At 60.2% G+C, this 25,247-nt stretch carries 23 protein-coding genes; 5 read left to right on the forward strand and 18 right to left on the reverse strand.

The features are described from left to right. Nucleotides 1-37: 37 nt before the first annotated feature. On the forward strand, nt 38-502 hold the full coding sequence (ribE, locus tag Q0D41_RS08200) for a 6,7-dimethyl-8-ribityllumazine synthase (protein WP_114615129.1): 465 nt from the start codon (nt 38-40) through the stop codon (nt 500-502). Nucleotides 503-614: 112 nt separating this feature from the next. Here ribE and Q0D41_RS08205 read toward each other — a convergent pair whose 3' ends face one another. The 11 genes from Q0D41_RS08205 to Q0D41_RS08255 all read right to left on the reverse strand — a co-directional run bounded on the left by Q0D41_RS08205 (nt 615) and on the right by Q0D41_RS08255 (nt 12,641). Continuing rightward, nucleotides 615-2,366 carry an NAD(P)/FAD-dependent oxidoreductase gene (locus Q0D41_RS08205; protein ID WP_294377731.1) on the reverse strand — a complete coding sequence of 584 codons (1,752 nt, stop codon included), beginning with the start codon at nt 2,364-2,366 and terminating at the stop codon, nt 615-617. Between the two features lie 3 nt (nt 2,367-2,369). Beyond that, complete coding sequence (locus tag Q0D41_RS08210; RefSeq protein WP_294377736.1) at nt 2,370-3,956, reverse strand: aminoacetone oxidase family FAD-binding enzyme; 1,587 nt, start codon at nt 3,954-3,956, stop codon at nt 2,370-2,372. 3 nt (nt 3,957-3,959) lie between these two features. Then, on the reverse strand, nt 3,960-4,319 hold the full coding sequence (locus tag Q0D41_RS08215) for a hypothetical protein (RefSeq protein WP_294377739.1): 360 nt from the start codon (nt 4,317-4,319) through the stop codon (nt 3,960-3,962). A gap of 334 nt (nt 4,320-4,653) precedes the next feature. Then, nucleotides 4,654-4,884, reverse strand: a complete 231-nt coding sequence (locus tag Q0D41_RS08220) for a NifU family protein (protein ID WP_114615131.1) — start codon at nt 4,882-4,884, stop codon at nt 4,654-4,656. A 121-nt stretch (nt 4,885-5,005) separates the two neighbouring features. After that, complete coding sequence (locus tag Q0D41_RS08225) at nt 5,006-5,386, reverse strand: desulfoferrodoxin family protein (RefSeq protein ID WP_294377741.1); 381 nt, start codon at nt 5,384-5,386, stop codon at nt 5,006-5,008. Between the two features lie 164 nt (nt 5,387-5,550). After that, nucleotides 5,551-6,393, reverse strand: coding sequence for a prolipoprotein diacylglyceryl transferase (gene lgt, locus Q0D41_RS08230; protein WP_294377742.1), 843 nt, complete (start codon nt 6,391-6,393; stop codon nt 5,551-5,553). 65 nt (nt 6,394-6,458) lie between these two features. Continuing rightward, the gene (locus Q0D41_RS08235) at nt 6,459-8,093 is read right to left on the reverse strand and encodes an LCP family protein (RefSeq protein WP_294377744.1); all 1,635 of its coding nucleotides are present in this window, start codon (nt 8,091-8,093) and stop codon (nt 6,459-6,461) included. Between the two features lie 12 nt (nt 8,094-8,105). Beyond that, nucleotides 8,106-9,392, reverse strand: a complete 1,287-nt coding sequence (gene murA, locus Q0D41_RS08240) for a UDP-N-acetylglucosamine 1-carboxyvinyltransferase (RefSeq protein WP_294377745.1) — start codon at nt 9,390-9,392, stop codon at nt 8,106-8,108. 256 nt (nt 9,393-9,648) lie between these two features. Beyond that, nucleotides 9,649-10,518 (reverse strand): translation elongation factor Ts, encoded by an 870-nt coding sequence (gene tsf, locus Q0D41_RS08245; RefSeq protein ID WP_294377748.1) that lies wholly within the window; start codon nt 10,516-10,518, stop codon nt 9,649-9,651. Nucleotides 10,519-10,645: 127 nt separating this feature from the next. After that, complete coding sequence (gene rpsB, locus Q0D41_RS08250; protein ID WP_294377753.1) at nt 10,646-11,398, reverse strand: 30S ribosomal protein S2; 753 nt, start codon at nt 11,396-11,398, stop codon at nt 10,646-10,648. Nucleotides 11,399-11,732: 334 nt separating this feature from the next. Next, a complete protein-coding gene (locus tag Q0D41_RS08255; RefSeq protein ID WP_294377757.1) occupies nt 11,733-12,641 on the reverse strand; it encodes a LysR family transcriptional regulator in 909 nt (302 codons plus the stop codon). Nucleotides 12,642-12,791: 150 nt separating this feature from the next. Here Q0D41_RS08255 and Q0D41_RS08260 point away from each other — a divergent pair, with 150 nt between their 5' ends. The 4 genes from Q0D41_RS08260 to Q0D41_RS08275 are packed head-to-tail and all read left to right on the forward strand — an operon-like array spanning nt 12,792 to nt 15,678. Beyond that, nucleotides 12,792-13,640, forward strand: coding sequence for an aldo/keto reductase (locus tag Q0D41_RS08260; RefSeq protein ID WP_294377759.1), 849 nt, complete (start codon nt 12,792-12,794; stop codon nt 13,638-13,640). After that, nucleotides 13,603-14,667, forward strand: a complete 1,065-nt coding sequence (locus Q0D41_RS08265) for an aldo/keto reductase (RefSeq protein ID WP_294377760.1) — start codon at nt 13,603-13,605, stop codon at nt 14,665-14,667. Before Q0D41_RS08260 ends, Q0D41_RS08265 begins: the two co-directional genes overlap by 38 nt. 4 nt (nt 14,668-14,671) lie before the next feature. Continuing rightward, nucleotides 14,672-14,905, forward strand: coding sequence for a hypothetical protein (locus tag Q0D41_RS08270; protein WP_294377763.1), 234 nt, complete (start codon nt 14,672-14,674; stop codon nt 14,903-14,905). 5 nt (nt 14,906-14,910) lie between these two features. Next, nucleotides 14,911-15,678 carry a carboxymuconolactone decarboxylase family protein gene (locus Q0D41_RS08275; RefSeq protein ID WP_294377768.1) on the forward strand — a complete coding sequence of 256 codons (768 nt, stop codon included), beginning with the start codon at nt 14,911-14,913 and terminating at the stop codon, nt 15,676-15,678. Nucleotides 15,679-15,896: 218 nt separating this feature from the next. Here Q0D41_RS08275 and Q0D41_RS08280 read toward each other — a convergent pair whose 3' ends face one another. From Q0D41_RS08280 to Q0D41_RS08310, 7 genes are all read right to left on the reverse strand, one after another. Then, the gene (locus Q0D41_RS08280) at nt 15,897-17,240 is read right to left on the reverse strand and encodes an MFS transporter (RefSeq protein ID WP_294377771.1); all 1,344 of its coding nucleotides are present in this window, start codon (nt 17,238-17,240) and stop codon (nt 15,897-15,899) included. A gap of 466 nt (nt 17,241-17,706) precedes the next feature. After that, a complete protein-coding gene (locus tag Q0D41_RS08285; RefSeq protein WP_294377773.1) occupies nt 17,707-18,483 on the reverse strand; it encodes a glutamate synthase in 777 nt (258 codons plus the stop codon). Nucleotide 18,484: 1 nt separating this feature from the next. Beyond that, entirely contained in the window at nt 18,485-19,846 is a 1,362-nt protein-coding gene (locus tag Q0D41_RS08290) for an NAD(P)/FAD-dependent oxidoreductase (protein ID WP_294377776.1), read from the reverse strand. Between the two features lies 1 nt (nt 19,847). Then, nucleotides 19,848-20,321 (reverse strand): 4Fe-4S dicluster domain-containing protein, encoded by a 474-nt coding sequence (locus Q0D41_RS08295; protein WP_294377779.1) that lies wholly within the window; start codon nt 20,319-20,321, stop codon nt 19,848-19,850. Between the two features lie 5 nt (nt 20,322-20,326). Next, entirely contained in the window at nt 20,327-21,835 is a 1,509-nt protein-coding gene (locus Q0D41_RS08300; protein WP_294377781.1) for a glutamate synthase-related protein, read from the reverse strand. A 3-nt stretch (nt 21,836-21,838) separates the two neighbouring features. Next, complete coding sequence (locus Q0D41_RS08305) at nt 21,839-23,068, reverse strand: glutamine amidotransferase family protein (RefSeq protein WP_294377784.1); 1,230 nt, start codon at nt 23,066-23,068, stop codon at nt 21,839-21,841. 889 nt (nt 23,069-23,957) lie between these two features. Then, nucleotides 23,958-25,040, reverse strand: a complete 1,083-nt coding sequence (locus Q0D41_RS08310; RefSeq protein ID WP_294377787.1) for a DUF917 domain-containing protein — start codon at nt 25,038-25,040, stop codon at nt 23,958-23,960. Nucleotides 25,041-25,247 lie beyond the last annotated feature (207 nt).

The raw sequence follows: 25,247 nt of genomic DNA on the forward strand, positions 1-25,247 counted from the left end.
TTCGCAAGCAAGCAACCACAAAGAAAGGCACCACATCATGAAACTCTATGAAGGAAAAGTCGTATCGGAAGACATCAAAATCGGCATCGTCGCCGCCCGCTTCAACGAATTCATCGTCTCGAAGCTCGTCTCGGGCGCGCAGGATGCGCTCGTGCGCCATGGCGTTGCCGATGAGGACATCGCCCTGGCATGGGTTCCGGGCGCTTTCGAGATTCCGCTGGCAGCGAAGCGTATGGCCGAAAGCGGCAAATACGACGCCGTCATCACCTTGGGCGCCGTGATTCGTGGAGCCACGAGCCACTACGACTTCGTATGCTCCGAAGTTTCCAAGGGCGTGGCGAACGTCGCCCTCGGCGCTGACATTCCCGTGATGTTCGGCGTGCTTACCACCGACACGATCGAGCAGGCAATCGAGCGCGCCGGCACGAAAGCAGGCAACAAGGGCGCCGAATGCGCACAGGGTGCCATCGAAATGGTGAACCTGCTTCGCGAAATGGCGTAAAACGGCCAGCCGAGCGTGCCCCTGAAAGGCCTCTCAGGGCGGGCGGGGAGACGCGAACGATTTGACACAGAAAGAGAACGGACGGCCCTTGCGAGCCGTCCGTTTCGTTTCTTTATTCGTATGAAGCGATAATCGCTTCCGCCACGCGAAGGCCATCGACCGCGGCGCTCATGATGCCGCCTGCATAGCCTGCTCCCTCGCCGCACGGGTAAAAGCCGCCCGCGATAGGCTCGCCTTCCGCCGTGCGAGAAGCCGCCGCAACCCCGGCCGACTCATCGGCGATCTTCAGGCCGCAGTCGGTCGTTTGCGAAAACAGCGCCTGGCACGTCGCTTTGTCGCGCACGATGCGAACGGGGCTCGAGCTGCGGGTTTCGACGCCCGTAAGCACGGCATTCGGGTCGCTGAAGCCACGAATGCGCCCATTGAACAGGGGAATCGCCGCATGCAGCGAGCGTGCCACGAACGGCGGCAACACCTGGTTTAAATCAACCCATTCAACACCGCGCGCATACGTAGGCTCGACCTCGAGCCGTGAGCGATGCTCGCTTTGGCCGCGGTTGAACTTCCCGGCCGAAGCCATGAAATCGCCCACGCGCTGGGCCGGCGCTTTGTAGCCTTCACCGGCCGCGCGATATGCCGCCGTTTCCATGCGACGCTGAAGCTTCACGCCCGCCAACACGTCGTCGCCACGCAAGTCGCGGTCTTCGACGTTCACGAGCAGCGCCGCATTCGCGTTGCGCCCATTGCGGGCATGGCGGCTCGCGCCGTTCACCACAACGCCGCCCAGCTCCGACGCCGAGCACATAACCTCGCCGCCCGGGCACATGCAGAACGTGTACACGCTGCGGTCGTTGCGCAAATGCACCGCCATTTTGTAGTCGGCCGCGCCAAGTGCCGGATGGCCCGCCGCATTGCCGTATTGCGCCTTATCGATGAGCTTCTGGGGATGCTCGATTCGCACGCCCACCGCAAACGGCTTGCGCTCCATGAGCAGGCCCGCATTGCGCACGCGGTCGAACACGTCGCGCGCCGAATGGCCGCACGCGAGAACCACATCACGTGCCGGCAGAACGAATTTCTCGCGCGTGCCGTCTTCTTGGCGCTGAGAGCCTCGCACAGCAACGATGCGTCCGCCCTCGAATTTCATGCCTTCAAAACGCGCGCCGAAGCGCACCTCGCCGCCCCACGCGATAATCTGCTCGCGCATGGTTTTCACGACATCCACGAGCTTGTCGGTGCCGATGTGCGGCTTGCCTTCCCAAAGGATTTCTTCAGGGGCACCCGCCTGCGCGAAAATATGCAGCACGTCGCGGCAACGAGGGTTCTTGATGTTCGTGGTGAGCTTGCCGTCGGAAAATGTGCCTGCGCCGCCCTCGCCAAATTGCACGTTCGATTCGGGGTTCAGGGCGCCGCCTTCTTTGAAGGCGGCGACGGAAGCCATGCGCGCATCGACGTCTTCGCCGCGCTCAAGCACGATGGGCGCCGCGCCCGATTTCGCAAGGGACCATGCCGCGAACAAGCCCGCCGGGCCCATGCCCACCACGATGGGACGAGCGTCGCCCCCAAGCCATTCGCCAACGCGATAACCCTCATAGGGAACATGGCGCTTGACCTGGATTTTCGTTTTCGTTCGCTTGCCCGCCAGAGCTTCTTCGATTTCCGGATCGGCTACTTCGAAAACGAACGACGCCGTGAAATGGACATCGTTTTTCCGACGCGCATCGACCGAAAGCTTCGAGAACTTCCACGAAGTGATATCCGCATAGCGAATGCCCAATGCGTGGGCAAGCTCCGCCTGCGCCATGCCGGCACAGCTTGGAAGCGCCGCGTCGAGCGGCAGATACACATTGCTTGCTTCGAGCATCGATTACCTTCCTAGATTCAGCTTCGGGCGTCCGTTGGGCCCTTTTCCGCCGTTGTTGCCGCAATTGGGGCGGGAGGCTCCAGCATTGCTTCGCTGACTGCCCTTGCCGCGCTGACCGCCGCTTTGGCCCTTGCCGCGCTGGTCGCGCGCATCGGCACCCCGACCGCTCGCCTGGCCGCGAGGTGCTCCATCGCGCTTCTTCTCGCCGCCACGAGCGCCATCGCCGTGCTTGCCGCCCGAACGCGGACCATGTGAGCGCTGGCCGCGACCGCCTTCATGGCCCGAAAGCGACGAGCGACGCGCGCGTTGCGCCAAACCCTCGACCGAGCTCAGCGAAAGCCCCTCGAAAGAACCTTCAGGGGCATCTTCGACATGGGCCGCGGAAGCGCCCGCGAGCAGGCCGCTCGTCCAAGCCCAATGCAAGTTGTAGCCGCCGCAGCGACCATCAACATCGAGTGCCTCGCCGCACGCGAAAAGGCCAGCGTGCTCGCGGCACTCAAAGGTATGCGCATCGAAGCATTCCGTCGCGAATCCACCGCGCGTGACCTGCGCCTGCTTGGGGTCGGCAATGCCGCGTACGGAAAGGCCGAACGACTCGGAAACCATGGCCAAAACCACAGCCTCCTGCTCGGCGATAATAGGCTCGTCGGGATTCAAGCCGCCCGCAACCACCACGGCGCGCGCCACGCGAGAGGGCAAAAGGCCGCTCATCACTTCGGCAGCGGTACGACTCGGATGCGCCATGGACTGGTCCCAAATGAAATCGACCTTGTCTTGCGGCTCCATATCGGGCAAAAGATCAAGAAATACCATTTGACCAGGCTCAACGTAACGAGACATATCGAACACGGCAATGCCGGAAATGCCCCAATCGCGGAACAGCACTTCGCCGCGCTCTTCGGGGCCCTGATAGCTCGCCTCGAATTCGGGGTCGACCACATCAAGCCAGGCGTCGCGCAAATCTTCGGGCTCTTCATCGAGATACACGCGCGCGCGAACGCGAATGCCGGAAAGCGCCTTGATGTTCGTCGTATCGGTTTTCAACGCCGCGAGCACAGGCGTGCATGCATGGAACGCGATATCGCTCGGCAAAAGCGCGCGCGAGGGATTGCCGCCTACGGCGCACACAACCGCGTCAAAGCCTTCAACGGCATCGTCGTCAAAAGCAACCGCCCAGCCGCCGCGCGAAAGCGGCGCCACCGCGCGAACCTCGCGATCGCAATGCTCGACGACGCCAGCTTCCTTCATGCCCAAGCGCAGCATGTCGAGAACCGTCGCGGCCTTGTTGCTGTAAGGGTAAATGCGGCCTTCGTCTTCTTCGAACGCAAGCACGCCCAAATCTTCGAAGAAAGCCATGACCGATTCGGGCGGCAGCACGTTCATTGCTTCCTGCACGAATTCGGGGTCGTTGTAATCGGAGCTCAAGATGTCGGCGTTGCTCATGTTGCAACGGCCATTGCCCGTCACAAGCAGCTTCTTGCCGACGCGATCGGCTCGTTCGAACACATGGGCCTCAGCCCCTTCTCGAGCCGCCGCGATGGCGCACGCCATGCCCGCTGCGCCACCGCCGATGATCGCCACTTTTGGCATACATTAACCTCGCTTCACGGCATAGGGACGCGCATCGACGATCTCGCGCGCCTTGATTGATTCAGGAGAGCCGACCTTTGGGCCATGCGCGATGAAGAACTTGCACGTCAGGCAGAATTCCTTCACCACGACTTCGCGGTCGACATCGGGGTTTTCGAGCATATCGAGCCCCCACGCGGTTTCATGGGTAGGACGATCGCACACCGCGAATTTGCAGTCACCTGGGCAACGCTCGCCCGGGATATTATGCGGGCAGCGGCTTGCCATTTCCTCGTCGCAACCGCGCGTTTCCCAACAATGCAACGCCATTTCGACCCCCTTCTTCAAGCCGGCGGCACACGCCGCCACGTCTTCTGCAGCCATTTTCCCAGATACCGCCCGCGCAGACGCCCACAAGCCCCTAAAAACAGCGGAAGGCCACCATACGGTGACCTTCCGAAAGAAAAACCCTGCATTCACACCAAAAGTCAGCATACGTAGGCTTAGACGAGCGCGATTCATGCGAAAGCAAGGCGACGCACACCTTCGATACGCGAGTCGCAGCTTGAACCCGAAGCGTATCGCTAGAACCCAGCGCCGCGTCGGCAGTGCGTGTTTGCTGTTTCGGTACGCGAGCGACGATCGAAAGTCAAGCCGACCGTCAGGGCCGTTTGCAGCGTCGGCGACTTTCGCCGTTCGACAGAACGGCGAAACCAAACTAAGCAGACACAACCTTGGTGATGCCCGGAATGTGCTCTTTCAGAATGCGCTCAACGCCATTGGCAAGCGTCATCTGGCTCATGGGGCAACCGTTGCATGCGCCATGCAGCTGAACGGTGACAACGCCCTCTTCGTCAACGTCGACCAGCTGAACGTCGCCGCCATCGGCCTGAAGCGCCGGGCGAATAAGGTCGAGCACGCGGCTGACTTGGTCTTTATCGATAGCCATAGTAAGCTCCTCACATCGAATGTTCTTGTCTGCGCCATTGTATCGTAAGACGCCAAGGGCCTTGCGACGAAACGTTTTTTCGTCCGTTTTCTTCTCGTAAAACCGCAAGGCGCCGCCTGCGTTAAAGCTCTTTCACCCAAAGGCCATGGAGGTTGCAATGCTCGTAGACTTTGACGGGCGCATCTCCCTCGGCGAGCGCGAACGTCGCCATGGGTTTATCGGCCGGCGTGAGCGGCGCGATCTGATACCCCTTTTCGGTCACGAGCACAATGAGCTGAATGTAATGGGCGTCCATCATCGGGTGCTCGACTTCGCCCACCTGAACCTTGACGGTCGACCCATCGATTTCGACGGCCGGCACGTGCTTCTCGAACGCGCCGTCGACAGCGCCCGCAACGAGCTCCTCCATCGGCTCGCCGCAGCACACCAGGGGTACGCCGGAATCGACGACCTTAATCGCGATGTTTCCGCAGTGAGCGCACTTGTACAGCTTGATGTCCATGACTCCCCCTTTTTCCTTGAACGGATTCTGCGTCGCGCTACCGCAAAGGCAGCTTCAACACCTCCATTATGCATCCTTGGAGCATGGCCGGGGCAAACCGTTGCCAACCTGGTTTCACGTCGTGGCTTTAGAGTGCCTTGCCTCAACCGAAAACAGGATACGCCCTAAGGCTGGCTTATCTCAGAATCAGGAAGGCCCATCTGGGGTTTCTTCGTTTTCCACGCATATATAAGGAAAACAACGCCCGCAACCATAAGCGGAATAGAAAGCGCTTGCCCCATAGTGAACCAATGGGTTCCCAAAAGGTAGCCAATTTGAGCATCGGGCTGGCGAATGAACTCCACCATAAAACGGAAGAATCCATAGAGCAGCAAAAACGTTCCGAAGAAGGTTCCGCGCGGACGCGCCGGGGTTTTACGCGAGAGCGCAAACAGGATAATGAAGAGCACGACGCCCTCGAGCAGCGCCTCATACAGCTGCGAGGGATGGCGCGCCATCGTGCCCGCGGCGCCCCCAAACACCACGCCCCATGGCACATCGGTGGGAGCGCCCCACAGCTCGCCGTTGATGAAGTTCGCGCAGCGACCAAAGAACAGGCCAATAGGCACACCGACAACGCCCATATCGGCCAACGTGAGAAACGGGATCTTCGTGATTTTCGCCGCAATAAAGCCGCCAATAATCACGCCCACGAGTCCACCGTGGAAACTCATGCCGCCCTCGTTGAACGCGAGAATTTTCTCGGGATGCTGCAGGTAGTACCCATCGCCGTATACGAGTACATAGCCCAAACGGCCGCCAAGAATCACGCCGAAAATCACGCAAAAGACCACCGTGAAAAAGGCATCGTCGTTAATGCGGATCTTCCAACGTTGGGAAAGTTTGGCGATAACGAGAAAGGCACAAATGAAGCCGGCGACGTAGGCCAGTCCATACCAACGAATTTGCAGCGGCCCCAAAGAAAGCGCCACGGGGTCAATTGCATGATAGATATCGTTGAGCGTCATAGGGGCTCCCCTTCTAAAAACTCGCCCCGCGCTAAGGCGGGGCGTGATTGCGTTTCGCCTACAGGCTATGCCGCGCTATTCACGGCAGCAGCGGACGAACCTTCCGCTTCGACGTCGGAATCGCTCGACGCACTTGAATTCGATGCTTCGCTCGAAGTTGCCGAGGCATCCTTTTGCGAAAGAGGCACGATATTGCCGTCTTCGTCGACCGTTTCGTTGCGCGCGGCGAGCACCGTGCGCCAGTCTTTGCCGATGACCACATACACGTTCGTGTCGAACGAATAATGAACGGTATCTTGCAGCGTGCGGCCAATGCCAAGAGCAGCCACCACGGCATTGGCGGCATTTTCCTTATCGGCATCGCCGTATACGACGAGCGTTTCGTCGTATACCTGCATGGAGGTGTTGCCCGTATCGGTCACGTTGAAACCGACCTGGCGCAACATGTCGGCCGCTTCTGAAGCCGCGCCCACAACGTCGCCGCCGTTGTAAACCGAAACCGTGTAGCTGCCCGCATCGATAGAGCCCAACACGTCGGCAGCGTCGGCCTGCGGCGTCTCACCAGCGCGAATGCGATCCATCATTTCCGTAATCGCATCGTCGACGGGCACCTGATATGTTTTCCCGCTCGACTGCGCGGAATACGTGGGCAAAGCCGCAACCTGCATATTCTCGGTCGAAATGGAGCGAATGCCTTCGAGGAATGCCCCGATTGCCTTTACGTCCATGTCGGTTTGCACGAGGTTCGCAAGGCCATCCATGCGCATATAGTAGCCAAGCCCGCCCTCTACCGAGGTCGCCTTCTGCATAAGGGCCACCGCCACGAGCGCCTGCACCTTGCCGCGCGTCTCTTCGGCGTTCACGGCATAATCATCTGCTCGACAGGCAAAAATCGCCTGCTCGCCGTTGAGAGTCTGCTCGCCTGCCGAAAGTTTCATATCGCCCGCCTGGGCATCGACGATATCTTCGGGAAGATTGACATCGATGCCGCCAAGCTCGTCAACGAGCTCGGCGAAGTTATGCGCATCAATCGTCGCATAATGGGACAGCTTGATGCCGAGCAAATCGTTCACGGCGTTGACCAAGCCGACGGTGCCCTCGGAGGCTCGAATTTCGCCGAGGGAAGTGCGCGAGGAGCCATTGGTCGACACGCGCGTGCTCGAGGGAAGCGAAATCGCGTAGGCGGTATTCGCTTCGGGATCGGTGCGCATAACGACAATCGAATCGGGCGACGAGCCGTCTTCCCCATCGTCAAAATCGGCGCAGAGCAGCGAATACGTCGCTTTCCCCTCGCCCGAATCGGCAACGAGGGCCGATTTCAGCGAAGAATCGTCGAGCACGAGGCGAGAGTTGATGCCGTTCACGAAAACGAACGATGCGACGACGCACGCGACGATCACGATAAGCACCGCAAGCGCAGCCACGAGCGCGATTTTGCGCCTTCGGCCCGCGGCAACATTTCGCTCGACGTACGAACGTCGGTTCATGCGCGCCTCATAGGCAAAGCGATCTTCGCGCGTCGTGGTGTTCGGCAGCACTTGATGAATCTCGCCGCGCACTGCCGAGCGAGCATAACGCTGATTCGCGCCCTTGCGATGCCCCACTGAAGGGCGGGGCGCCGACACGTGCGTCTCGATCGTCGATTCGCGCACGCGGTTCGACAATCGCTTGTAGTTGTGGCTCGATGGTTTACGCGACATGCAACACCTGCGCTACCAGTCGATATCGTCTTCGTCGGGAACGCGACGAACATTCGCGCCCAGGCCCGTGAGCTTGCCCACGTAGTCTTCGTAGCCGCGATCGATGTGATAAATGTTGTGCACCTGAGTTTCGCCCTCGGCAAAAATGCCGGCAAGCACCAAGGCGGCGCCGCAACGCAAGTCGGTCGCCTTCACGCTTGCGCCTTGCAAAGTAGGCACGCCCTCAACAACCGCGTGATGGTCTTCAATGGTGATTTCGGCACCCATGCGTCCGATTTCAGCGGCAAACATAAAGCGGTTTTCGAAAACATTCTCGGTAATCACGGAGTTGCCGTTCGCGACAGAGGCGAGCAGCATGAACTGCGCCTGCAAATCGGTGGGGAACCCTGGATGCGGCAGCGTTTGAATATCGGTGGGCAGCAGAGGACCCTTGCGCGAAACCGTGATGGAATCGTCACCCACATCGACCGAGCAGCCCATGGCGGAAAGCTTCATAAGCGCCATGCGCAAGAAGCTCGGATCGATGCCGCGAACGGTAACGGGGCCGCCCGTAAGCGCGCCGCCCACGAGGAAGGTGCCCGCTTCAATGCGGTCGCCAACCGTGGAATGCTCGCACGGATGCAAGCTGGAAAGCTCCACGCCATCGATGATGATTTCAGCCGTGCCAGCGCCCGAAATGCGAGCGCCCATAGAATTGAGCATGTTCGCAAGGTCTTCGATTTCAGGCTCGCGAGCCGCGTTCTCGATAACCGTTTGGCCTTGAGCCGTCACGGCGCACATCATGGTATTTTCCGTGGCGCCCACGCTGGGGAAATCGAGCGCAACGTATGCACCATGCAAGCCGTTGGGCGTGCTTGCCTCGATATAGCCGTGGTCGGTATGGAAATGAACGCCAAGCGCCTCCATGCCAACCATATGCATGTCGATTTTACGAGCACCCAGGTTGCAACCGCCCGGCATGGCAACGCGAGCCTTGCCGAAACGAGCCACCAAGGGGCCGAGAACCGAAATGGATGCACGCATCTTCGAAACGAGCTCATACGGCGTTTCCCATGTATCAACGCCAGCAGTGTCGACATACAGCGTGTGGCCATCGCGGCGAACGCTGCCGCCAAGGGTCTCGATAACCTTCGACATAACCACAATGTCGGAAATAAGAGGCACGTTATGAATGGCGCTTTCGCCCTGGCCCAAAAGGGCCGCCGCGATAAGCTTGAGGGCCGAATTCTTCGCGCCCGAAATATGCACCTCGCCCGCAAGCGGCGTTCCGCCTTCGACGACGATTTTCTCTTTTGCCATAAGATTACCTCCGCAATCGTTTGCGCCCCCAACGTATCGGCGGCGTATATGCAAGCTGTTATTGTCGCACGAACGGAAGCGTCGTTAAAGGGACGAAGCCCGAAACAAGAAAACCCCCACTGCGCACGCAGCAAGGGTTTTCTGGTCGACACTGTGCAGTAATCTCGCGGGCGTCTTGCCTTTCAGGTTTCGCGCATGGCCGTAATCCGCGCAAATAAAAATGCCGGCCCGAAGGCCGGCATCGTAAAGGCGTCGATTATTCGGCAGCCTCGCCAAGCGCGAAGCGCTTGAAGCCGGTGACCTTGATGAAGCCACCGAGCTGCTTGGCAACGGAGTCAACGTACTCAGCAACGCTCTGATCAGGGTTCTTCACGAACGCCTGCTCAACAAGGCACTGCTCCTTGTAGAACTTCTGCAGACGGCCGGTAGCCATCTTCTCCTGGATAGCCTCGGGCTTGCCAGATTCGGCAGCCTGAGCCTTGTAGATGCCCATCTCATGCTCAACAACAGCAGGAGCAACATCTTCGCGAGAGGTCGCGATGGGGTCGACAGCGGCGACCTGCATGGCAACGTCGCGGCCGCACTGAGCGAACTCGGGAGCGGTGGCGTCAACGCCCTCGGTGGCGAAGGAAACCAGAACGCCAATCTTGCCGCCCATGTGGATGTAAGAGCACACAGCGTCAGCCTCGAGCGTAGCGAAGCGAGCGAGCTGGGTGTTCTCGCCCATCACATGGATGCAGTCGGCGACAACGGCCTCGACGGTCTCGCCGTCAATCTCGGAAGCCTTCAGGGCGTCGAGATCGGCAGGCTTGTTAGCGACAGCGGCGCGAGCGATCTTCTCAGCGTAAGCCTTGAACTTCTCGTTCATGCCCACGAAGTCGGTCTCGCAGTTGAGCTCGACGAGAGCGCCCGTCTTGCCGTCCTCGGAAACCAGGGCCATAACGGTGCCCTCGTTGGTGGCGCGGCCGGCCTTCTTGGCAACAGCGGCAAGGCCACGGGTGCGCAGAACGTCAACGGCGCCGTCCATGTCGCCGTCGGCCTCGGCGAGGGCCTTCTTGCACTCCATCATGCCTGCGCCGGTCATTTCGCGCAGTTCCTTGACCATGGAAGCGGTGATGTTTGCCATCTTTGCGGTTCCTTTCTCAAGTTCTCTCTTGGAAAAACGGGCCCCGCTTCGCTCTTCAGAAACAGGGCCCGACCTCTACGTATTGGTAGAAAGCACTGGGCTTTCAACGTATGCGTAAATTAATTACTTACTCAGCAGCAACTTCGGCAGCGGCTTCAGCAGCCTCGGCCTCGGCGGCCATCTGCTCTTCGATGACGGGAGCGCCAGTAGCGGCGATCACAGCGTCGGCAACGAAGGTGCAGAGCAGGTTGACCGAACGGATGGCGTCGTCGTTGGCAGGAATGCCGAACTCGACGTCGTCGGGGTCGCAGTTGGTGTCGAGGGTGCCCACCACGGGAATGCCAAGACGCTTGGCCTCGTGGATAGCGAGCTGCTCACGGTTGGTGTCAACGACGAAGATAGCGTCGGGGAGCTTCTTCATGTTGCGGATGCCGTTGAGGTTGGTCTGCAGCTTGGCGAGTTCCTTCTTGAGCAGGATCTGCTCCTTCTTGGGCAGAACTTCCATGCGGCCGTCGGCTTCCATGGCCTCGAGCTCTTCCATGCGCTGAACGCGGGAGCGAATGGTCACGAAGTTGGTGAGCATGCCGCCGAGCCAGCGAGCGTTGATGTAAGGCATGCCGCAGCGGTCAGCCTGAGTGGCGACAGCTTCCTGGGCCTGCTTCTTGGTGCCGACGAACAGAACCGTGCCACCCTTGGCAGCGGTGTTCTCGACGAAGGTGTAAGCCTGGTCGAGACCAACGAGGGTCTGCTTGAGGTCGAGGATGTAGATGTCACCACGGTTGCCGAAGATGTACGGCTTCATCTTGGGGTTCCAACGACGGGTCTGGTGACCGAAGTGAGCGCCTGCTTCGAGCAGGGACTTGACGCTGATTTTCGCCATGTCATTCTCCATTCGTTAAGCGTCTGCCCGAGGTCATCCCCGACACCGCAGCCTTTTTCGGTGGCCACTCGCGGCGCTAGGTCGCTCGGACATGTGAAATATAGAAACCATGGCATTATACGACCTTGCAGGCGCAATGCAAGAGAAATCCACAAGGAAGTGGAGATATGCAGACGAAGAGCCCCCTTGAACGCTGGGGAGGGCGTGGGCTTGTCCAAGAGACGATAACTGAGCCCGCACGAACAGTCCACTGGACTGTTCGGCTCGTGCGTACGCTCTTGGCCAAGCCCACGCCCTCCCCAACACGCCCGACCAAGCACTTGGCAAGCCCATCTCACTTCGCGCTATGCGGAAGAACCCCTTCCACTTCCATCATGCGCCGAAGGAATTCCTCGCAGGCGCGCGAGCGTAGGCGATACTTCTTCCACACAAGAAACGAGGCAATCTGAAGCGGCGGATCGAACGGGACAAAACGCAGGTCGGCGCTTTCATCCACCTGCAGCAGGTGGTCGATACCCATAGCGCACGCTTCGCCAGTGCGCACAAGATGTGACGCGTTTCCTATAAGGTCGAAGTGCCCTACCACGTTCAGCGATTCGGGGCGCAAAACGCCATTTGACCACGCCGCCAAATTGACCGCTTTGTTCGATGTGCGCGAGCTGAGAAGCAACGGCATGCTCGCCACATCGGCTGGCGTGGCGGAAGAAAGCGATCCCCAGCGACCCGACGCCGCCACGGCCACGCCCACACGATCGGCCGCCGGCATGCGCAACCATTCATATTTATCCAAATTAACGGGTTCAAGAAGCAGCGCGAAGTCGATAAGTCCTCTTTCGAGGCGCTCCTCAACCGCATCGGCGTTGCCCGTATACAAATCGATTGTCACACCTAGATGCTCATTATGAAGGCCCGCGAATGTCTCGAGCACAGTTCGCACCTCTTGGGTTTCTCCCGCCCCAATGCGTATAGACCCCGCAATGCCGAGCTCCCGATCCGCCAATTCCGACTCGGTCTGCTCCACCAGAGAGACGATCTCCTCGGCACGCTGGCGCAGGCGCATGCCGTCGCTTGTGAGCATGCACGACCGATTGGTGCGCTCAAACAGCTCGACGCCCAGTTCGCGCTCAAGGTCGGCAATTTGACGCGACAGCGTCGGCTGCGTCACATGCAGCACGTTTGCCGCCTCGGTCATGTTTTCCTCGCGCGCCACCGCCAGAAAATAGCGCAACGTTCGCAGCTCCATGTTTGCTCCTTCGCGGACAGCGGAAAACCCCGTTCGGTCCGTTTCGTTTTCCATACGTATTCCGTATACCTAGCAAGTCGCTATAGGCAATATACATTAACAAATGCCAGAAGTATCTTTACGGAAGAGCACCATCGAGAAAGGGCACACATGGACTACATCACGCTCAACAACGGCGTCAAAATCCCCCAGCTAGGGCTTGGCACGTATCTGCTTAAACCCGACGATGCCCAATCGTCGGTCACCTCAGCACTCGGCATGGGATATGAGCTCATCGACACCGCCAATGCATACGTGAATGAGCGGGCAGTGGGTCGTGGCATGCGCGAATCGGACCTGCCGCGTGAAAAGGTGTTTCTCGAAACCAAACTCTGGCCCTGTTTTTACAGCAGCGACACCGCCGTCGGCGAAACGCTCGAGCGCCTGGACACGCCTTACATCGACCTCATGATTCTGCACCAACCCGCAGGCGACTATTTGGCGGGCTACGAGAAGCTTGAGGCCGCGTACAAAGAAGGCAAGCTCCGCGCCATCGGAATCTCCAATTTCAACGAGAACGAAATCGAAAAGCTTCTCGCGAATTGCGAAATCGTCCCATCCCTCATTCAGGTCGAGTGCCATCCGTATTTCCCGCAGACCGAGCTGAAGAAGTTGCTCGCCCAGCACGACATTGCGTTGCAGGCGTGGTACCCGCTCGGCGGGCGCGGCAACAGCGACATCATGGACGAGCCCGTCGTGCGCGATCTTGCTGTCAAATATGGCAAAACACCTGCTCAAATCATTATGCGCTGGCATATCCAAGAGGGGAATATCGTCATCCCCGGCTCCAAGAACCCGACGCACATCGCCGACAACATCGATGTCTTCGACTTCGAGCTCACGGATAGCGACATGACCGCCATAGCAACCCTCGATCGCGGGAAACGCTTCTATGAGCGCACGCCCGAGAAGCTCGCGCACTATGTCACTTGGCATCCCGACGTCGAGAACCAGAAATAGGAGCATCATGCAATACACCGCCCTCGGACATTCCGGCATCAAAGTCTCCAAGCTCTGTTTGGGCGGCATGAGCTTTGGCGAGGCCAGCCCCGACTTCCATCAGTGGACCATCGGCCCCGACGACACTCGCGCCGTCATCAAGCGCGCGTTCGACCTCGGCGTCAATTTCATCGACACCGCCAACTGCTACAGCTTCGGCACGAGCGAGGAATACATCGGCGCCGCGCTGCGCGACCTGGGGATCGCACGCGAGGACGTCGTGCTGGCCAGCAAGGTCCACTTCAACGAAGGGGGCCTTTCCTCCTCAGCGATCAAACGCGAGATCGAGGGTTCGCTCAAACGCCTCGGCACCGATTACTTGGACCTCTACATCATCCATCGCTTCGATTACGACGTACCCATGGAAGAGACCATGGAAGCGCTCAACGACCTGGTGCGCGAGGGCAAGGTGCGCGCGCTCGGCGTCAGCGCCATGTACGCCTACCAGCTGCATAACCTGCAGATTGTCGCGCGCGACAACGGCTGGACGCCCTTTACGAGCATGCAATGCCACTACAACCTGCTCTACCGTGAGGACGAACGCGAGATGATTCCCGTGTGCCGCCAGTTCGACATGGCAATCACGCCGTACAGCCCCATGGCGTCGGGACATCTCTGCCGCCCCACATGGGAGAGCGCCAGCACGCGCGGCACCACCGACAAGACCATGGTCAACAAATACGACCACGACCGCACCATCGACATGCCCATCGTCGAGCGCGTGGCCAAGGTTGCCGCCGGTCACGGCGTTCCCATGCCACAAGTTGCGTTGGCATGGCACTGGGCGCGGGGGATCGAGGCCCCCATCGTGGGCTGTTCCAAGCCCGAACGCGTCGACGACGCCGTAGCCGCGCTCGATCTGACGCTCTCCACCGCCGAGGTCGATTTCCTCGAGGAGCTCTATCAGCCGCACGCACTCGTGGGGCCCAAGAGTCGCCCGGGCGAGAAGCCGCTCGCCGGCACCACCAAAGTCAAGACCTCAAGGTAGGACCATGGACGGCAACATCGTCGACAACCTCCGCGACGCCGGCTGCAGCGAAGAGCTCATCGAGCAGTACGCCTCGGCCGCCAGCGGCTGCGCACGCATGTGCCTTCTCAAACAATATCGTCGCGAATTGCTCGAGAGCATCCACTCGGAGCAAAAGAAGCTCGAATGCCTTGACTATCTCATCTACCAGCTGCGCAGCGTCTCGACCGGGTGCTGTTCACGTACGTCAAAGGAGTAACCACCATGAACATCAAACAGACCGCGGGCCACGACGCGCTGGGCGAGTTCGCTCCAGAGTTCGCGCACCTGAACGACGACATCCTCTTTGGCGAGGTTTGGAACCGCGAGGACAAGCTGCCGCTCAAACTGCGCAGCATCGTCACCGTGAGCGCCCTCATCGGCAAGGGCATTACCGACAGCTCGCTCAAGTATCACCTGGCCAGCGCGCGCACGAATGGTGTGACGCGCGAGGAGATGGCAGAGATCCTCACGCACATCGCCTTCTACGCCGGCTGGCCCAACGCCTGGGCGGCCTTCAACATGGCCAAAGAAGTGTATGACGACGATGCCGACACAAATGACGGCCCTGAGGCCCACGGCGGAATGTTTGGCCTCGGCGAGCCCAACGACGCATTCGCGCCGTACTTTATCGGGCAGAGCTATCTCAACGCGCTGACCGCCGCGGGCGATTACCTGCCCATCCATAACGTCACCTTTGAGCCGGGCTGCCGCAACAACTGGCATATCCACCACGCGAGCAAAGGCGGCGGACAGGTATTGATCTGCGTCGACGGCGAGGGCTGGTACCAGGAAGAGGGCAAGCCCGCGCAGCGCCTGCACCCCGGCGATATCGTCGAGATCCCCGCCAACGTCAAGCACTGGCATGGCGCCGCCGCGAATAGCTGGTTCAGCCACCTGGCATTCGAGTATCCCGGCGAGGACTGCTCCAACGAATGGCTCGAGCCCGTCGACGATGCGGCCTACGCCGCGCTGGAATCGCAGCCGGAATAGCCCTTGGAAGCAAAACGCGATTGGACGCCCGAATCGAACGCATCCAATCGCAATAGAACAATACAGAAGATGAGACAGCGCTTGAGGCCTCTCGATTACACAATGCTAGCAAGGACGGCGCACCGCAAGAAACGCAGCGAACGCAATTTGCCTTAACCGTGTTTCACACCGAGGTTGCTGCCAGCGTTTTCGCGCCATACAACAATGGGCGATGTGCGCTACTTCTTCTTCCCCGCAATAAGGCCAGCGCGGCGAAACGCCATGTACACGACGTAGCTCGCCGCCACCACGGGCACCATGACCAGGAAGAGCACGCGATAACCGAACGCGGGCGCAATCCAGCCAACCAAGAAGGGACACAGCCCAATAGCCACGTCGAGCAGCACGAAATAGGTGGAATTCGCGGCGGTGAGACGATCGTCAGGGCAACGACGCATGGCAAGCACGAGGCCATTGGGCTGCACCGAACCAACGCCCACGCCAGCAAGCGCCGCCGACACAAGGAGCATGGCGCCGTTTTGCGCGAAGCCCATGATGAGCATGCTCGCGCCCAAACAGGCAAAACCCAAGGTCATGATGCCTTTATCGCCAGCCGAATCGAACCATCGCCCCGTGAATGGACGCGTCACGAACATGGCGATGGAATATGACACGAAGAAGAAGCTCGCGGCACCCGTAAGCCCCACTTCGGCCGCATACGGATTGATATACGTGATAAGGGCGCCATACGCGAGGTAGCCCACCATGATGGCCACCGACACGGGCAGCGCGCGCACTTCGATGAAATTCGCCAGGCTGAGCCTGTGCTTTTTCGCGGGCTTGCTGGCATCGCTGGCACTCTCGGCCGCTCCGGCCTTTTCGGCAGCGCCGGTCGCTTCCGCCCCATTCGCGCCATTGGCCGCACTGGTCGCCCCAGCAGCCTTGGCCGCTTCCGCACGTTGCTTGCGACCAGGAAAAACAACCCCGAGCGCCGCGATATACCCTACAGCGATCATGCCCAAGCACGCGATAAAGAGCATATCGAAGTCGCCCGCATTCGAGAACGCCGAGCCCATCAGAGGGCCAAGCGCCGCGCCGAGCGTGACCGAAAGCATGTAATAACCCACGCCCTCGCCTTTGCGGGAAAGCGGAACGGCGCTGCTCACGATAGACGTGACCGTTGTTTGCGACAGGCCATAAAACGCGCCGTGCAAGAAGCGCAACACGATAAATACGCCAATTGCCGGCACGTGTTCAAAAGCCAAATAGAGAAGCGTGCACGCAACCTCGCCCGTCATGCACGCGACGAGCACGCGACCACGACCGACCTTGTCGATCGCGCCACCGAAGAACAAGCGCGAGCACAACGCGCCCAAAATGAAGACGCTCGCCGTGAAGCCGCCCTCGGTTGCTCCGGCCGCGAATTGCATGGCGGAATAGCCCGCCATGGCGACCATGAGCGCGTAATACTGCATATACAGAATGAAGTTCACCGCAAAGCCGGCAATGAAGCGCGGCGTGAAAATAGGTTCGTTGGACTTGCCAGATTGGACAGTGTTCGATTTCGCAGATGCCTGAGGCATAGAATTGGACTCCTTGGGTAGTTCTTCGCGCGCGATTTCCGCACGTGAACAAGGAGTATCCCGCTGAAATGCGGGTAATTCGCGAATTTCAGCACACCTTCACGAAACGTGCGAGTTTCCCAAGAGGCCGCCCAGATACAAGAAGGGCCGGGAGGCGCAAGGCTCTCCCGGCCAAAAACGGCCACGCGGTCGCCACGTTGTCGCGGGCCGATAGAATGATCAAAACGAGCCGCCGCTGGGCGAACAAAGTCAGCGAGCGGGATTCTGGCTTCTGGCGAGTGTAGTTCGAGCGAGGCCGAGGCGACGCGTACTTCGGTACGCGAGCCATTGAATATGCCCAAACGGCATATTCAATCCCAAACTTCCGCGCCCGAGCGGGCGTAGCCAGCTCAGCTGGCTACGAAATACACCGTCGGAATCCCGCGCAGCGTCAAGCAAGTGCATCGTTCGTCAGAACGGCGCACCATCAGTTCGCGTACATGCTGGCGTAGGGGCGGCTGTTTGCGGGGCGCAGGCGGAAGAATCCCTCGCCCGAGACATCGACCGGACCGCCAATTTCTTCGGCGAATTTCTCGTTGTATTCGCCAAGCAAGCGCGCGAGCACGCGGCAATCGTGCTCATCGACCGGCTCTTGCACCAGGCCAGCGGGAATATCGCGTTCGTCGAGCACATGCTTCAGGTAAATCACGCCGCCATGCATGCCCGTTGCCAAATACGGGCCCGCCGTGCCCATGAGCACAATCACGCCGCCGGCCATGTATTCGCCCAGGAAGCTGCCGGCGTCTCCGCCGATCACGATAGCCGGCGCCTTGTCGCCATACTGCTTCATGTGAATGCCGACGCGCCAACCGCAGCCGTCGCGCACCAAAATGCGGCCGCCGCGCATGCCGTAGCCCGCAGCATCGCCCACGCGCCCATGAATCACGATGTCGCCATCGTTCATGGTGTTGGCGACCTGGTCTTGGGCATTGCCGAAGACCTCGATTTCGCCGCCATCCATGTAGCACGCCATGTCGTTGCCGGGCACGCCATGGATCTCGAGGCGCTTGCCCGCGGGCATGCCGCACCCAAGATAGCGCTGGGCGAATGTTTCGCGCAGCTCCACCACATCGGCGTCTTCGAGAGCTGCACGCACCGCGGCGTTGCCCTCGGTGAAATGCACCGTGCCGAGCGTGACCACCGTTTTGCCATCGAGCTTTTCGACAACGGGCTCGGTCGTGGGAAGGTTTCCGAATTCTGCCATGTTATTCCTCGCCTTCTGCCTTGGGCCAACCAAGCTCGTTGAGCGTCGACGGATAGCCGCGATGCATACGTGCGGCTCCTTGCGGGAAATCGATATTGAGAGGAACGCGGTCAAACGTATCATCGGCAAGCGATGCCACGGGCACGCCGCGCTCGATCATCGCCGTGTACATGCCCGCGTTATCGGGTCGATTCAGCAGCACGTAGCCCACAAGCTTGCCGTCGCGCATGACGAATTTCACATATTCGTCGTCTTCGACCTCTACGCGAACATCGAAGTCGCCATCGGCTGGCGGATTGATGATTCCCGAGGTCAGAAGCGTGATGTCGAAGAAATCGACCGCGTTCACCGCGAAGCTGCCCTCATCGGGAAGGGCACCGGGCACGCCCGCCATGTGCATGGCGGCAATGCGGCCCTGACGAACGGCGTTGGGCCACAGCGCCAAGGGGCGCTCGCTGCCGTCGAGCGTATCGGTCACCTGGGTCACATCGCCCGCAGCGTACACATCGGGCAGGCTCGTTTGCAAATCGGGCCCGCATATAAGGCCTCGACCCTGCTCGGCGCCCGCCTCGACGGCGAGCTTGCTCGCCGGGCGCACGCCGACCGCGACGATAACCATATCGCACGCCTCGTCGGAACCATCGGTCAGGCGCACATGCGTCACGCGCTCGCCTTCACCGAGCATCTCGTCGACCGACATGCTGGGGTGGCAGAAAATGCCATGCGGCTCCACAAGACGCGAAACAATCGCGGCACCGTCCGCATCGAGCACAGCGGGCAAAATGCGCGGGCTGCGATCGAACACGTCGATACGGTCGGCATGGTGGCTCAACGCCTCGGCCGCCTTCATGCCAATTAGGCCGCCGCCGATCACCACGACGCGGCTTTCACGGCCTTCCGCATGCGCACGCTCAGTTGCTGCACGAACGTCGTCCCAAGCCGCCAGCGCATCGTCGAGCGTAATGAACGTATGCACGTTCGCGCGCCCTTCCATGCCGGCAATAGGAGGAACGAAAGGAACGGAGCCCGTAGCGAGCAGGCATTTCCCGTAGGAAATCTCTTCCCCGCCCGCAAGCTTCACTTCATGGGCCGCCGCATCGAGCGCCACGGCTTCAAACTCAGCGCCGAACAGCGTTTCGATGCCGCGCTTCTCGTAGAAATCGGCCGATTTGTAATCGAGATGCTCGCGATCGGTTTTGCCTTCAAGCAAATACGAGATGAGCGGGCGGCCGTAGCAGCGATACGGCTCATGGGAAACCATGATGATGCTCTTATCCGGCGCAGCCGCAGAGAGGAATTCCGCCGCAGTCACGCCCGCCGCAGAATTGCCAATAATCAAGTAATCACACGTATGGTGCGCCATGCTACATCGCCTCGCTTTCCACGTAAATGAGCGCGCGATTCGGGCAGGCCGCAACGCAGCTCGGCTCACCCGGCGCACCCGCGCCGTCGCCGCACAAATCGCACTTCAACGCAATGGACTTCACGCCCAAAGGGGACGGAACAACCGTGATGGCGCCGAAGGGGCACATGCTCACGCACGTGCGGCAGCCCACGCAACGCGATGGGTCGCTCGTGACCACGCCGGTTGCAGGGTCGCGTTGCATGGCGCCCGAAATGCAGCCTTCCACGCACTTTGGCTTGGCGCAATGGCGGCAATTCGCCGCGAAGCTCACGATGTTGTCGCCCTCGACGCGCACGCGGTTGTAGATTTCATCGCCCGCAAGCGTAAACGCCTTCACGATGTTTCCTGGCCACGGCGAATGCTGCGCCTTGCAAGCCACCTCGCAACGGCGGCAATTCACGCACCATTCGGGAATCGCGTAAATCCTCTTCATGCCGATCACTGCTCCCCTGCGTATTTCACGCCCAGAATCTCGAGTTCTTTCTCGTTCAGGCCCACGCCGCGCAGCATGAGTCGATTGCCGCGCAGGCTGTCGATGGCGTTGATGCCCATGCCGCCCATGAGCTCCTGAACCTCGTGGTTCCACGCGCGGACCAAATTCACCACGCGCTCGGCGCCAATTTCGGGATTGAGGCGCTTCGTGAGGTCGGCGCGCTGCGTGGCGATGCCCCAATTGCACTTGCCGCCCGCGCACGCCTGGCACTGATGGCAGCCCAGAGCGATAAGCGCGGAGCTTGCGCAGTATACGGCGTCGGCGCCCAGGGCAACGGCGCGCACGATGTCGGCCGAGTTGCGAATGGAGCCGGCGGCCACCAGGCTCACGCGGCTGCGAATGCCCTCGTCGCGAAGGCGCTGGTCAACGCTCGCAAGCGCAAGCTCAATGGGGATGCCCACGTTATCGCGCGTACGGGCCGGCGCTGCGCCCGTGCCGCCGCGGAAGCCGTCAACCACGATCACGTCGGCGCCCGCGCGGGCCATGCCGCTCGCGATGGCGGCCACGTTGTGAACGGCAGCCACTTTCACCGAAATGGGCTTGGTGTAGCGCGTCGCCTCCTTCAGGCTGAAAATGAGCTGGCGCAAGTCTTCGATGGAATAGATGTCATGGTGCGGCGCGGGGCTAATGGCGTCGGTGCCCTTCGGAATCATGCGGGTGCGGGACACTTCGTCGTTGATTTTCTCGCCAGGAAGGTGTCCGCCGATGCCAGGCTTTGCACCCTGGCCGATCTTGATTTCGATCATCGCCGCAGTTTCGAGGTAGTGCATATCCACGCCGAAACGGCCCGACGCCACCTGCACGATGGCATGGTCGCCATATTTCTCGAGGTCTTTATGCAGGCCGCCTTCGCCGCAGTTGAAATAGGTGCCCAGCTCTTCGGCCGCCATGGCGAGCGACTTTTGGGCGTTCAGCGAAATGGAGCCAAAGCTCATGGCCGAGAACATAATGGGCACGTCGAGCTTGATGCGGGGCGGCATCGACGAGACCACCTTGCGCTCGCGCTCGTTGATGCGCAGCGCCTCGGGGCGGCTGCCCAAAAACACGCGGGTCTCCATGGGCTCACGCAGCGGGTCGATGGAAGGGTTGGTGACTTGGCTCGCGTTGAGCAGCAGGTGGTCCCAGTAAATCGGATAATGCTGGGGGTTGCCCATGGAAGAAAGCAGCACAGCGCCGGTTTGCGCCTGCTTGGCGATGTCTTGCATGGCGGCAAGGTTCCAGTTGTTCGAACCGTTGCCGACCTGGGGCCAATTCGTAATGGCGAGCGCGTTCGTGGGACACATGACCACGCAACGCTGGCAGTTCACGCACTTCTTGTGATCGGCAATCACGCGGCCCAAGTCGGTATCGACCGTATGCACCTCGTTAGCGCACTGACGCGCACACACGCCGCATTGAATGCACTGGTTGGGGTCGCGCTCGACCTTATAGCGCGGATACGTGAAATCGAGCATGGCTTAGGCCTCCTTTCGGGTGATGCGCGTTTGCTGATGGATGTCGGGCTCGTTTTCCGCAGCGGCGTTCTGCTTGGCGCGCGCGACTTCGTCGAGCTGCACCACGAACGGCACGCCGCCTTCGATGGAGCGCACATTCTCGACATCGGGGCACACGAGCTCGATGGACGCCTGTTCGCTGGCCAGATACACCATGGAATCTTTCTCGCCGACCATCAACGCGCGCAGCTTCAGGCGGTCGTTGAGCGCCAGCAGACCTTCCTCGGATCCCAGAATGACCGAGAACGGGCCGTTCACGAGCGCGTCGGAGTACACGCAGCGCAGCGCCGTTTCGAATTCGGCCTGTTCGGGCGGCATGCGGTCGATGGCATCCCACGAAGGGGCCGCCATGATGTGCGCGGCCATTTCCTGGGAGAAGCCGTGGCGGCGAACGAGCAGGTCGAACAGATAGGTGATGACTTCAGTATCGGTCTGCAGCGCGCAGTCGTAGCCGAATTGCTCGACGTAGCGGCGGTTGGTGTCATAGCTGGAAATCTCGCCATTGTGCACGATTGACCAGTTCAAAAGCGTGAACGGATGCGCGCCGCCCCACCAGCCAGGCGTATTTGTGGGAAAACGCCCGTGCGCAGTCCACAGCCAAGCCTTGTATTCGTCGATGCGATAGTACTCGCCGATTTCTTCGGGGTAGCCCACGCCCTTGAATGCGCCCATATTCTTGCCCGAGCTTGCGACGAACGCACCATCGATGTGGGCGTTGATGTAGAACACGCACTGCATGACGTATTCCTGCTCGTCGAATTCGCCCAGTTCAAGCTCATGGTGCGACGGGTGCGGGGTAAGGAAGTAGCGCCAGGTGTCGGGCGGGTTCTTGATCGCCTTCACCGTGGCGGTGGGAATGCGCTCCTGCTTTTCGGAGAGAAAATGCTCGTTGAGATACGCTTCCGTATTCATGCGCGCTTCATGGCTTTCATAGAGCACGTGGAACGCGTAGAAATCGGCGTATTCCGGATAGATGCCATACGCGGCGAAGCCTCCGCCCAAGCCATTGCTGCGATCGTGCATGAGCGCGATGGCCTTCAGAATGTCGCATCCGTCGTGGCGCGCGCCAGACTTGTCCATGATGCCGGCAATGGCGCATCCGGCGGGAATGCGCACGTCGCCTTCACGCAGGCCGCGGCTGCCAAGCGCGCGTGCGCGGGCTGCCGCCTGCTGCGGCGTTTCAGCATAGTGCATGCTGCACCTCGTTTCCCCCATTGGCCCAACCCGGGCAATTCGAGGCGTGGCGGCCTCGTCGCGACGGGCACGTGGCGATGCGCCGCGCCGCAAGGGCTGGGTAGCGAATGTAGTGTTTCTAGGATATGGGTGCAGCATTTCACGAACGTGACACGCATGTTACAGCGAAGTGTAATGTGTGTTTCGAAGGCGTTAACGCCGCAGGAGGCGCAACGGAGATTCAGCATGCGGCGACAGGAGGCGCAACGAAGATTCGACATGCGGCAATAAGGGAATAGCATACGCCCGTAGGGAAACGACGGGGGTGTTGCGCAACGACGCCGTGCTCCTCCGAATCGCCCATTGCGTCCGAACGGTGGCGTCGTGACAGAAAATGGCACAATGAGGCCCTTCTGCAGGGTCAATAACTCAAGAAAAGCCGAGTGGTCCGCGACGAGGAATACGTTTTGCCTGATGGGAGGCAACATCAATTTCATACCGAAGTTCCGCCCCGCGAAAAACAGGCCCCATAGTCGCCATTCCTGGCATAGAAATACGATTCCTATGCAATGAGGCCCCCTTCTCGCATTTCCTGCCATGGACAGAGGTCACGCCTCGGGCTAAGAATCGCCCCATAGACAAGAGCTCATCTCGCAAATGCAATCGATATCGAATAAGAGAGCAATCACGGCTCACATGTACAACAAATACCCTTGCCATAAACAAAAAACGAGCCCCGCCAGGCCATTAGCCCGATTGGGCTCGTCTCGTATAACAGCGAAACGCTTTCGGAGAAGCATTGCCGAAAGTGTTTCTCTCTTTTCAGACCTTCTTCCCTTAACGCATTTGCGGCGAAAACCCACCACGGGCCGCGCAATGCCACATCGCATGCCACATCGCATGCCGTGCTTTATTGGCAGCGCTCTTCGACGGGCACGAACTCCACGCCATCGTAGCCGAAGACGGCGGGACCAACCGTGGCCAAGCCCTCGGGCGTGCGCCACTGCGGCGCGCAGGGAATGCCCAGCACGATCGCGCGGCAGCCGTACTTCAAGGCTTCGCCCGTGATGGGCGTGAGCGTTTCACTATCGAACATGGCGATAAGGTCGGGCGCCGTGCACACCACTTCCCCATTGCGCTCCGCGATGAGGAATTCGTTCTGGAAACGTACATCGAGCACATCACCCTTGTAGGTATCCATGCCCTCCAGATGCACCAAACCGCGCGCAAAACCGCCGATGGTGCGGCGCTCCACGTCTTCGACCTTGCCACGGAACAGCTCCACCGCCCCAAGCGCCTCGCAAAGCTCGGAAATGTCACTGGAACGTTCGTCGCGTGCGCGGCGCAGAATGCGGCCAACGTTTTCGCACAACGTATAGGTGCCGGCCACGCTGTGCGCCTTGGCCTCGGCGCCCGTCATGCCGTAGCACGCGAGAGAAATATTGCCGCCCATTTCCACCGTGGCACCACGGCACAAATCTTCGCCGCACTTATTCGTAGCCGCATGCACAAGCAGCGTATTGCCGCGCTCGTCAGCAACGCCAATGGGGCTCGCCGACTGGCCGTACATCGACCACGTCACCATTTGCAATTCAGGGAACGCACGGCCCATACCATCGGCATCGAGCAGCGGAATGTGGCGCTGCGCCGCAGGAAGCATAGGATGCAGCGAGTTCCAACCACCCGCTTCGGACGGAATGAGAGCATCGAAGGTATGCCCCACTTCGCGCTCAAGCGCCTCGAGCGCATAGACAGGCTCGGGGCCGGCGGGCACTTTTTCGACGAGCACCGTAGGCGCGCCAAGGCCCATCGACACCGCGACGCGAGCGTCATCGGACAATTCATCGAGCGTGAGCAGCGGAATGGGGCCATTGTCAGCCACGCACTGCTTCGCGATGAGAATGCCCACATAGGGGTTGCCACCGCCGCCCGATGCCATAACGGCTGCACCCATCGCGATGTCTTCAACTTCTTGTTCGCCCAAATATCTCACGGGGCGTTCCTTTCACTCTAGTGCACTGTAGTGCTAAAGCGTTTCGATAAAGAATATGAGTTGGGCCAAGCCCAACTCAACTCGTCCGCCTTGCTTCGCCGTGACAGGCATACCTGCGATCACGGTTCGCTACCGCTCGCTTCGCTCGCCATGCAATCACCCGGCGGCGTTTCAATTACAAAGAAAAGGCACGTCTGAACGCCGACG

It is taken from the genome of uncultured Slackia sp., assembly GCF_934630525.1.
Lineage (GTDB): Bacteria > Actinomycetota > Coriobacteriia > Coriobacteriales > Eggerthellaceae > Slackia.

Bases quoted from the DNA above. Each gene is read 5' to 3' on its own strand.
- Q0D41_RS08205 (WP_294377731.1), bottom strand. From the start codon at position 2,366: ATGCTCGAAGCAAGCAATGTGTATCTGCCGCTCGACGCGGCGCTTCCA.
- Q0D41_RS08235 (WP_294377744.1), bottom strand. From the start codon at position 8,093: ATGTCGCGTAAACCATCGAGCCACAACTACAAGCGATTGTCGAACCGC.
- Q0D41_RS08290 (WP_294377776.1), bottom strand. From the start codon at position 19,846: ATGGCGCACCATACGTGTGATTACTTGATTATTGGCAATTCTGCGGCG.
- Q0D41_RS08285 (WP_294377773.1), bottom strand. From the start codon at position 18,483: ATGGCAGAATTCGGAAACCTTCCCACGACCGAGCCCGTTGTCGAAAAG.
- Q0D41_RS08260 (WP_294377759.1), top strand. From the start codon at position 12,792: ATGGACTACATCACGCTCAACAACGGCGTCAAAATCCCCCAGCTAGGG.
- rpsB (WP_294377753.1), bottom strand. From the start codon at position 11,398: ATGGCGAAAATCAGCGTCAAGTCCCTGCTCGAAGCAGGCGCTCACTTC.
- tsf (WP_294377748.1), bottom strand. From the start codon at position 10,518: ATGGCAAACATCACCGCTTCCATGGTCAAGGAACTGCGCGAAATGACC.
- Q0D41_RS08275 (WP_294377768.1), top strand. From the start codon at position 14,911: ATGAACATCAAACAGACCGCGGGCCACGACGCGCTGGGCGAGTTCGCT.
- Q0D41_RS08270 (WP_294377763.1), top strand. From the start codon at position 14,672: ATGGACGGCAACATCGTCGACAACCTCCGCGACGCCGGCTGCAGCGAA.
- ribE (WP_114615129.1), top strand. From the start codon at position 38: ATGAAACTCTATGAAGGAAAAGTCGTATCGGAAGACATCAAAATCGGC.
- Q0D41_RS08280 (WP_294377771.1), bottom strand. From the start codon at position 17,240: ATGCCTCAGGCATCTGCGAAATCGAACACTGTCCAATCTGGCAAGTCC.
- murA (WP_294377745.1), bottom strand. From the start codon at position 9,392: ATGGCAAAAGAGAAAATCGTCGTCGAAGGCGGAACGCCGCTTGCGGGC.
- Q0D41_RS08255 (WP_294377757.1), bottom strand. From the start codon at position 12,641: ATGGAGCTGCGAACGTTGCGCTATTTTCTGGCGGTGGCGCGCGAGGAA.
- Q0D41_RS08210 (WP_294377736.1), bottom strand. From the start codon at position 3,956: ATGCCAAAAGTGGCGATCATCGGCGGTGGCGCAGCGGGCATGGCGTGC.
- Q0D41_RS08215 (WP_294377739.1), bottom strand. From the start codon at position 4,319: ATGGCTGCAGAAGACGTGGCGGCGTGTGCCGCCGGCTTGAAGAAGGGG.
- lgt (WP_294377742.1), bottom strand. From the start codon at position 6,393: ATGACGCTCAACGATATCTATCATGCAATTGACCCCGTGGCGCTTTCT.
- Q0D41_RS08220 (WP_114615131.1), bottom strand. From the start codon at position 4,884: ATGGCTATCGATAAAGACCAAGTCAGCCGCGTGCTCGACCTTATTCGC.
- Q0D41_RS08305 (WP_294377784.1), bottom strand. From the start codon at position 23,068: ATGCACTATGCTGAAACGCCGCAGCAGGCGGCAGCCCGCGCACGCGCG.
- Q0D41_RS08265 (WP_294377760.1), top strand. From the start codon at position 13,603: ATGTCACTTGGCATCCCGACGTCGAGAACCAGAAATAGGAGCATCATG.
- Q0D41_RS08225 (WP_294377741.1), bottom strand. From the start codon at position 5,386: ATGGACATCAAGCTGTACAAGTGCGCTCACTGCGGAAACATCGCGATT.
- Q0D41_RS08295 (WP_294377779.1), bottom strand. From the start codon at position 20,321: ATGAAGAGGATTTACGCGATTCCCGAATGGTGCGTGAATTGCCGCCGT.
- Q0D41_RS08300 (WP_294377781.1), bottom strand. From the start codon at position 21,835: ATGCTCGATTTCACGTATCCGCGCTATAAGGTCGAGCGCGACCCCAAC.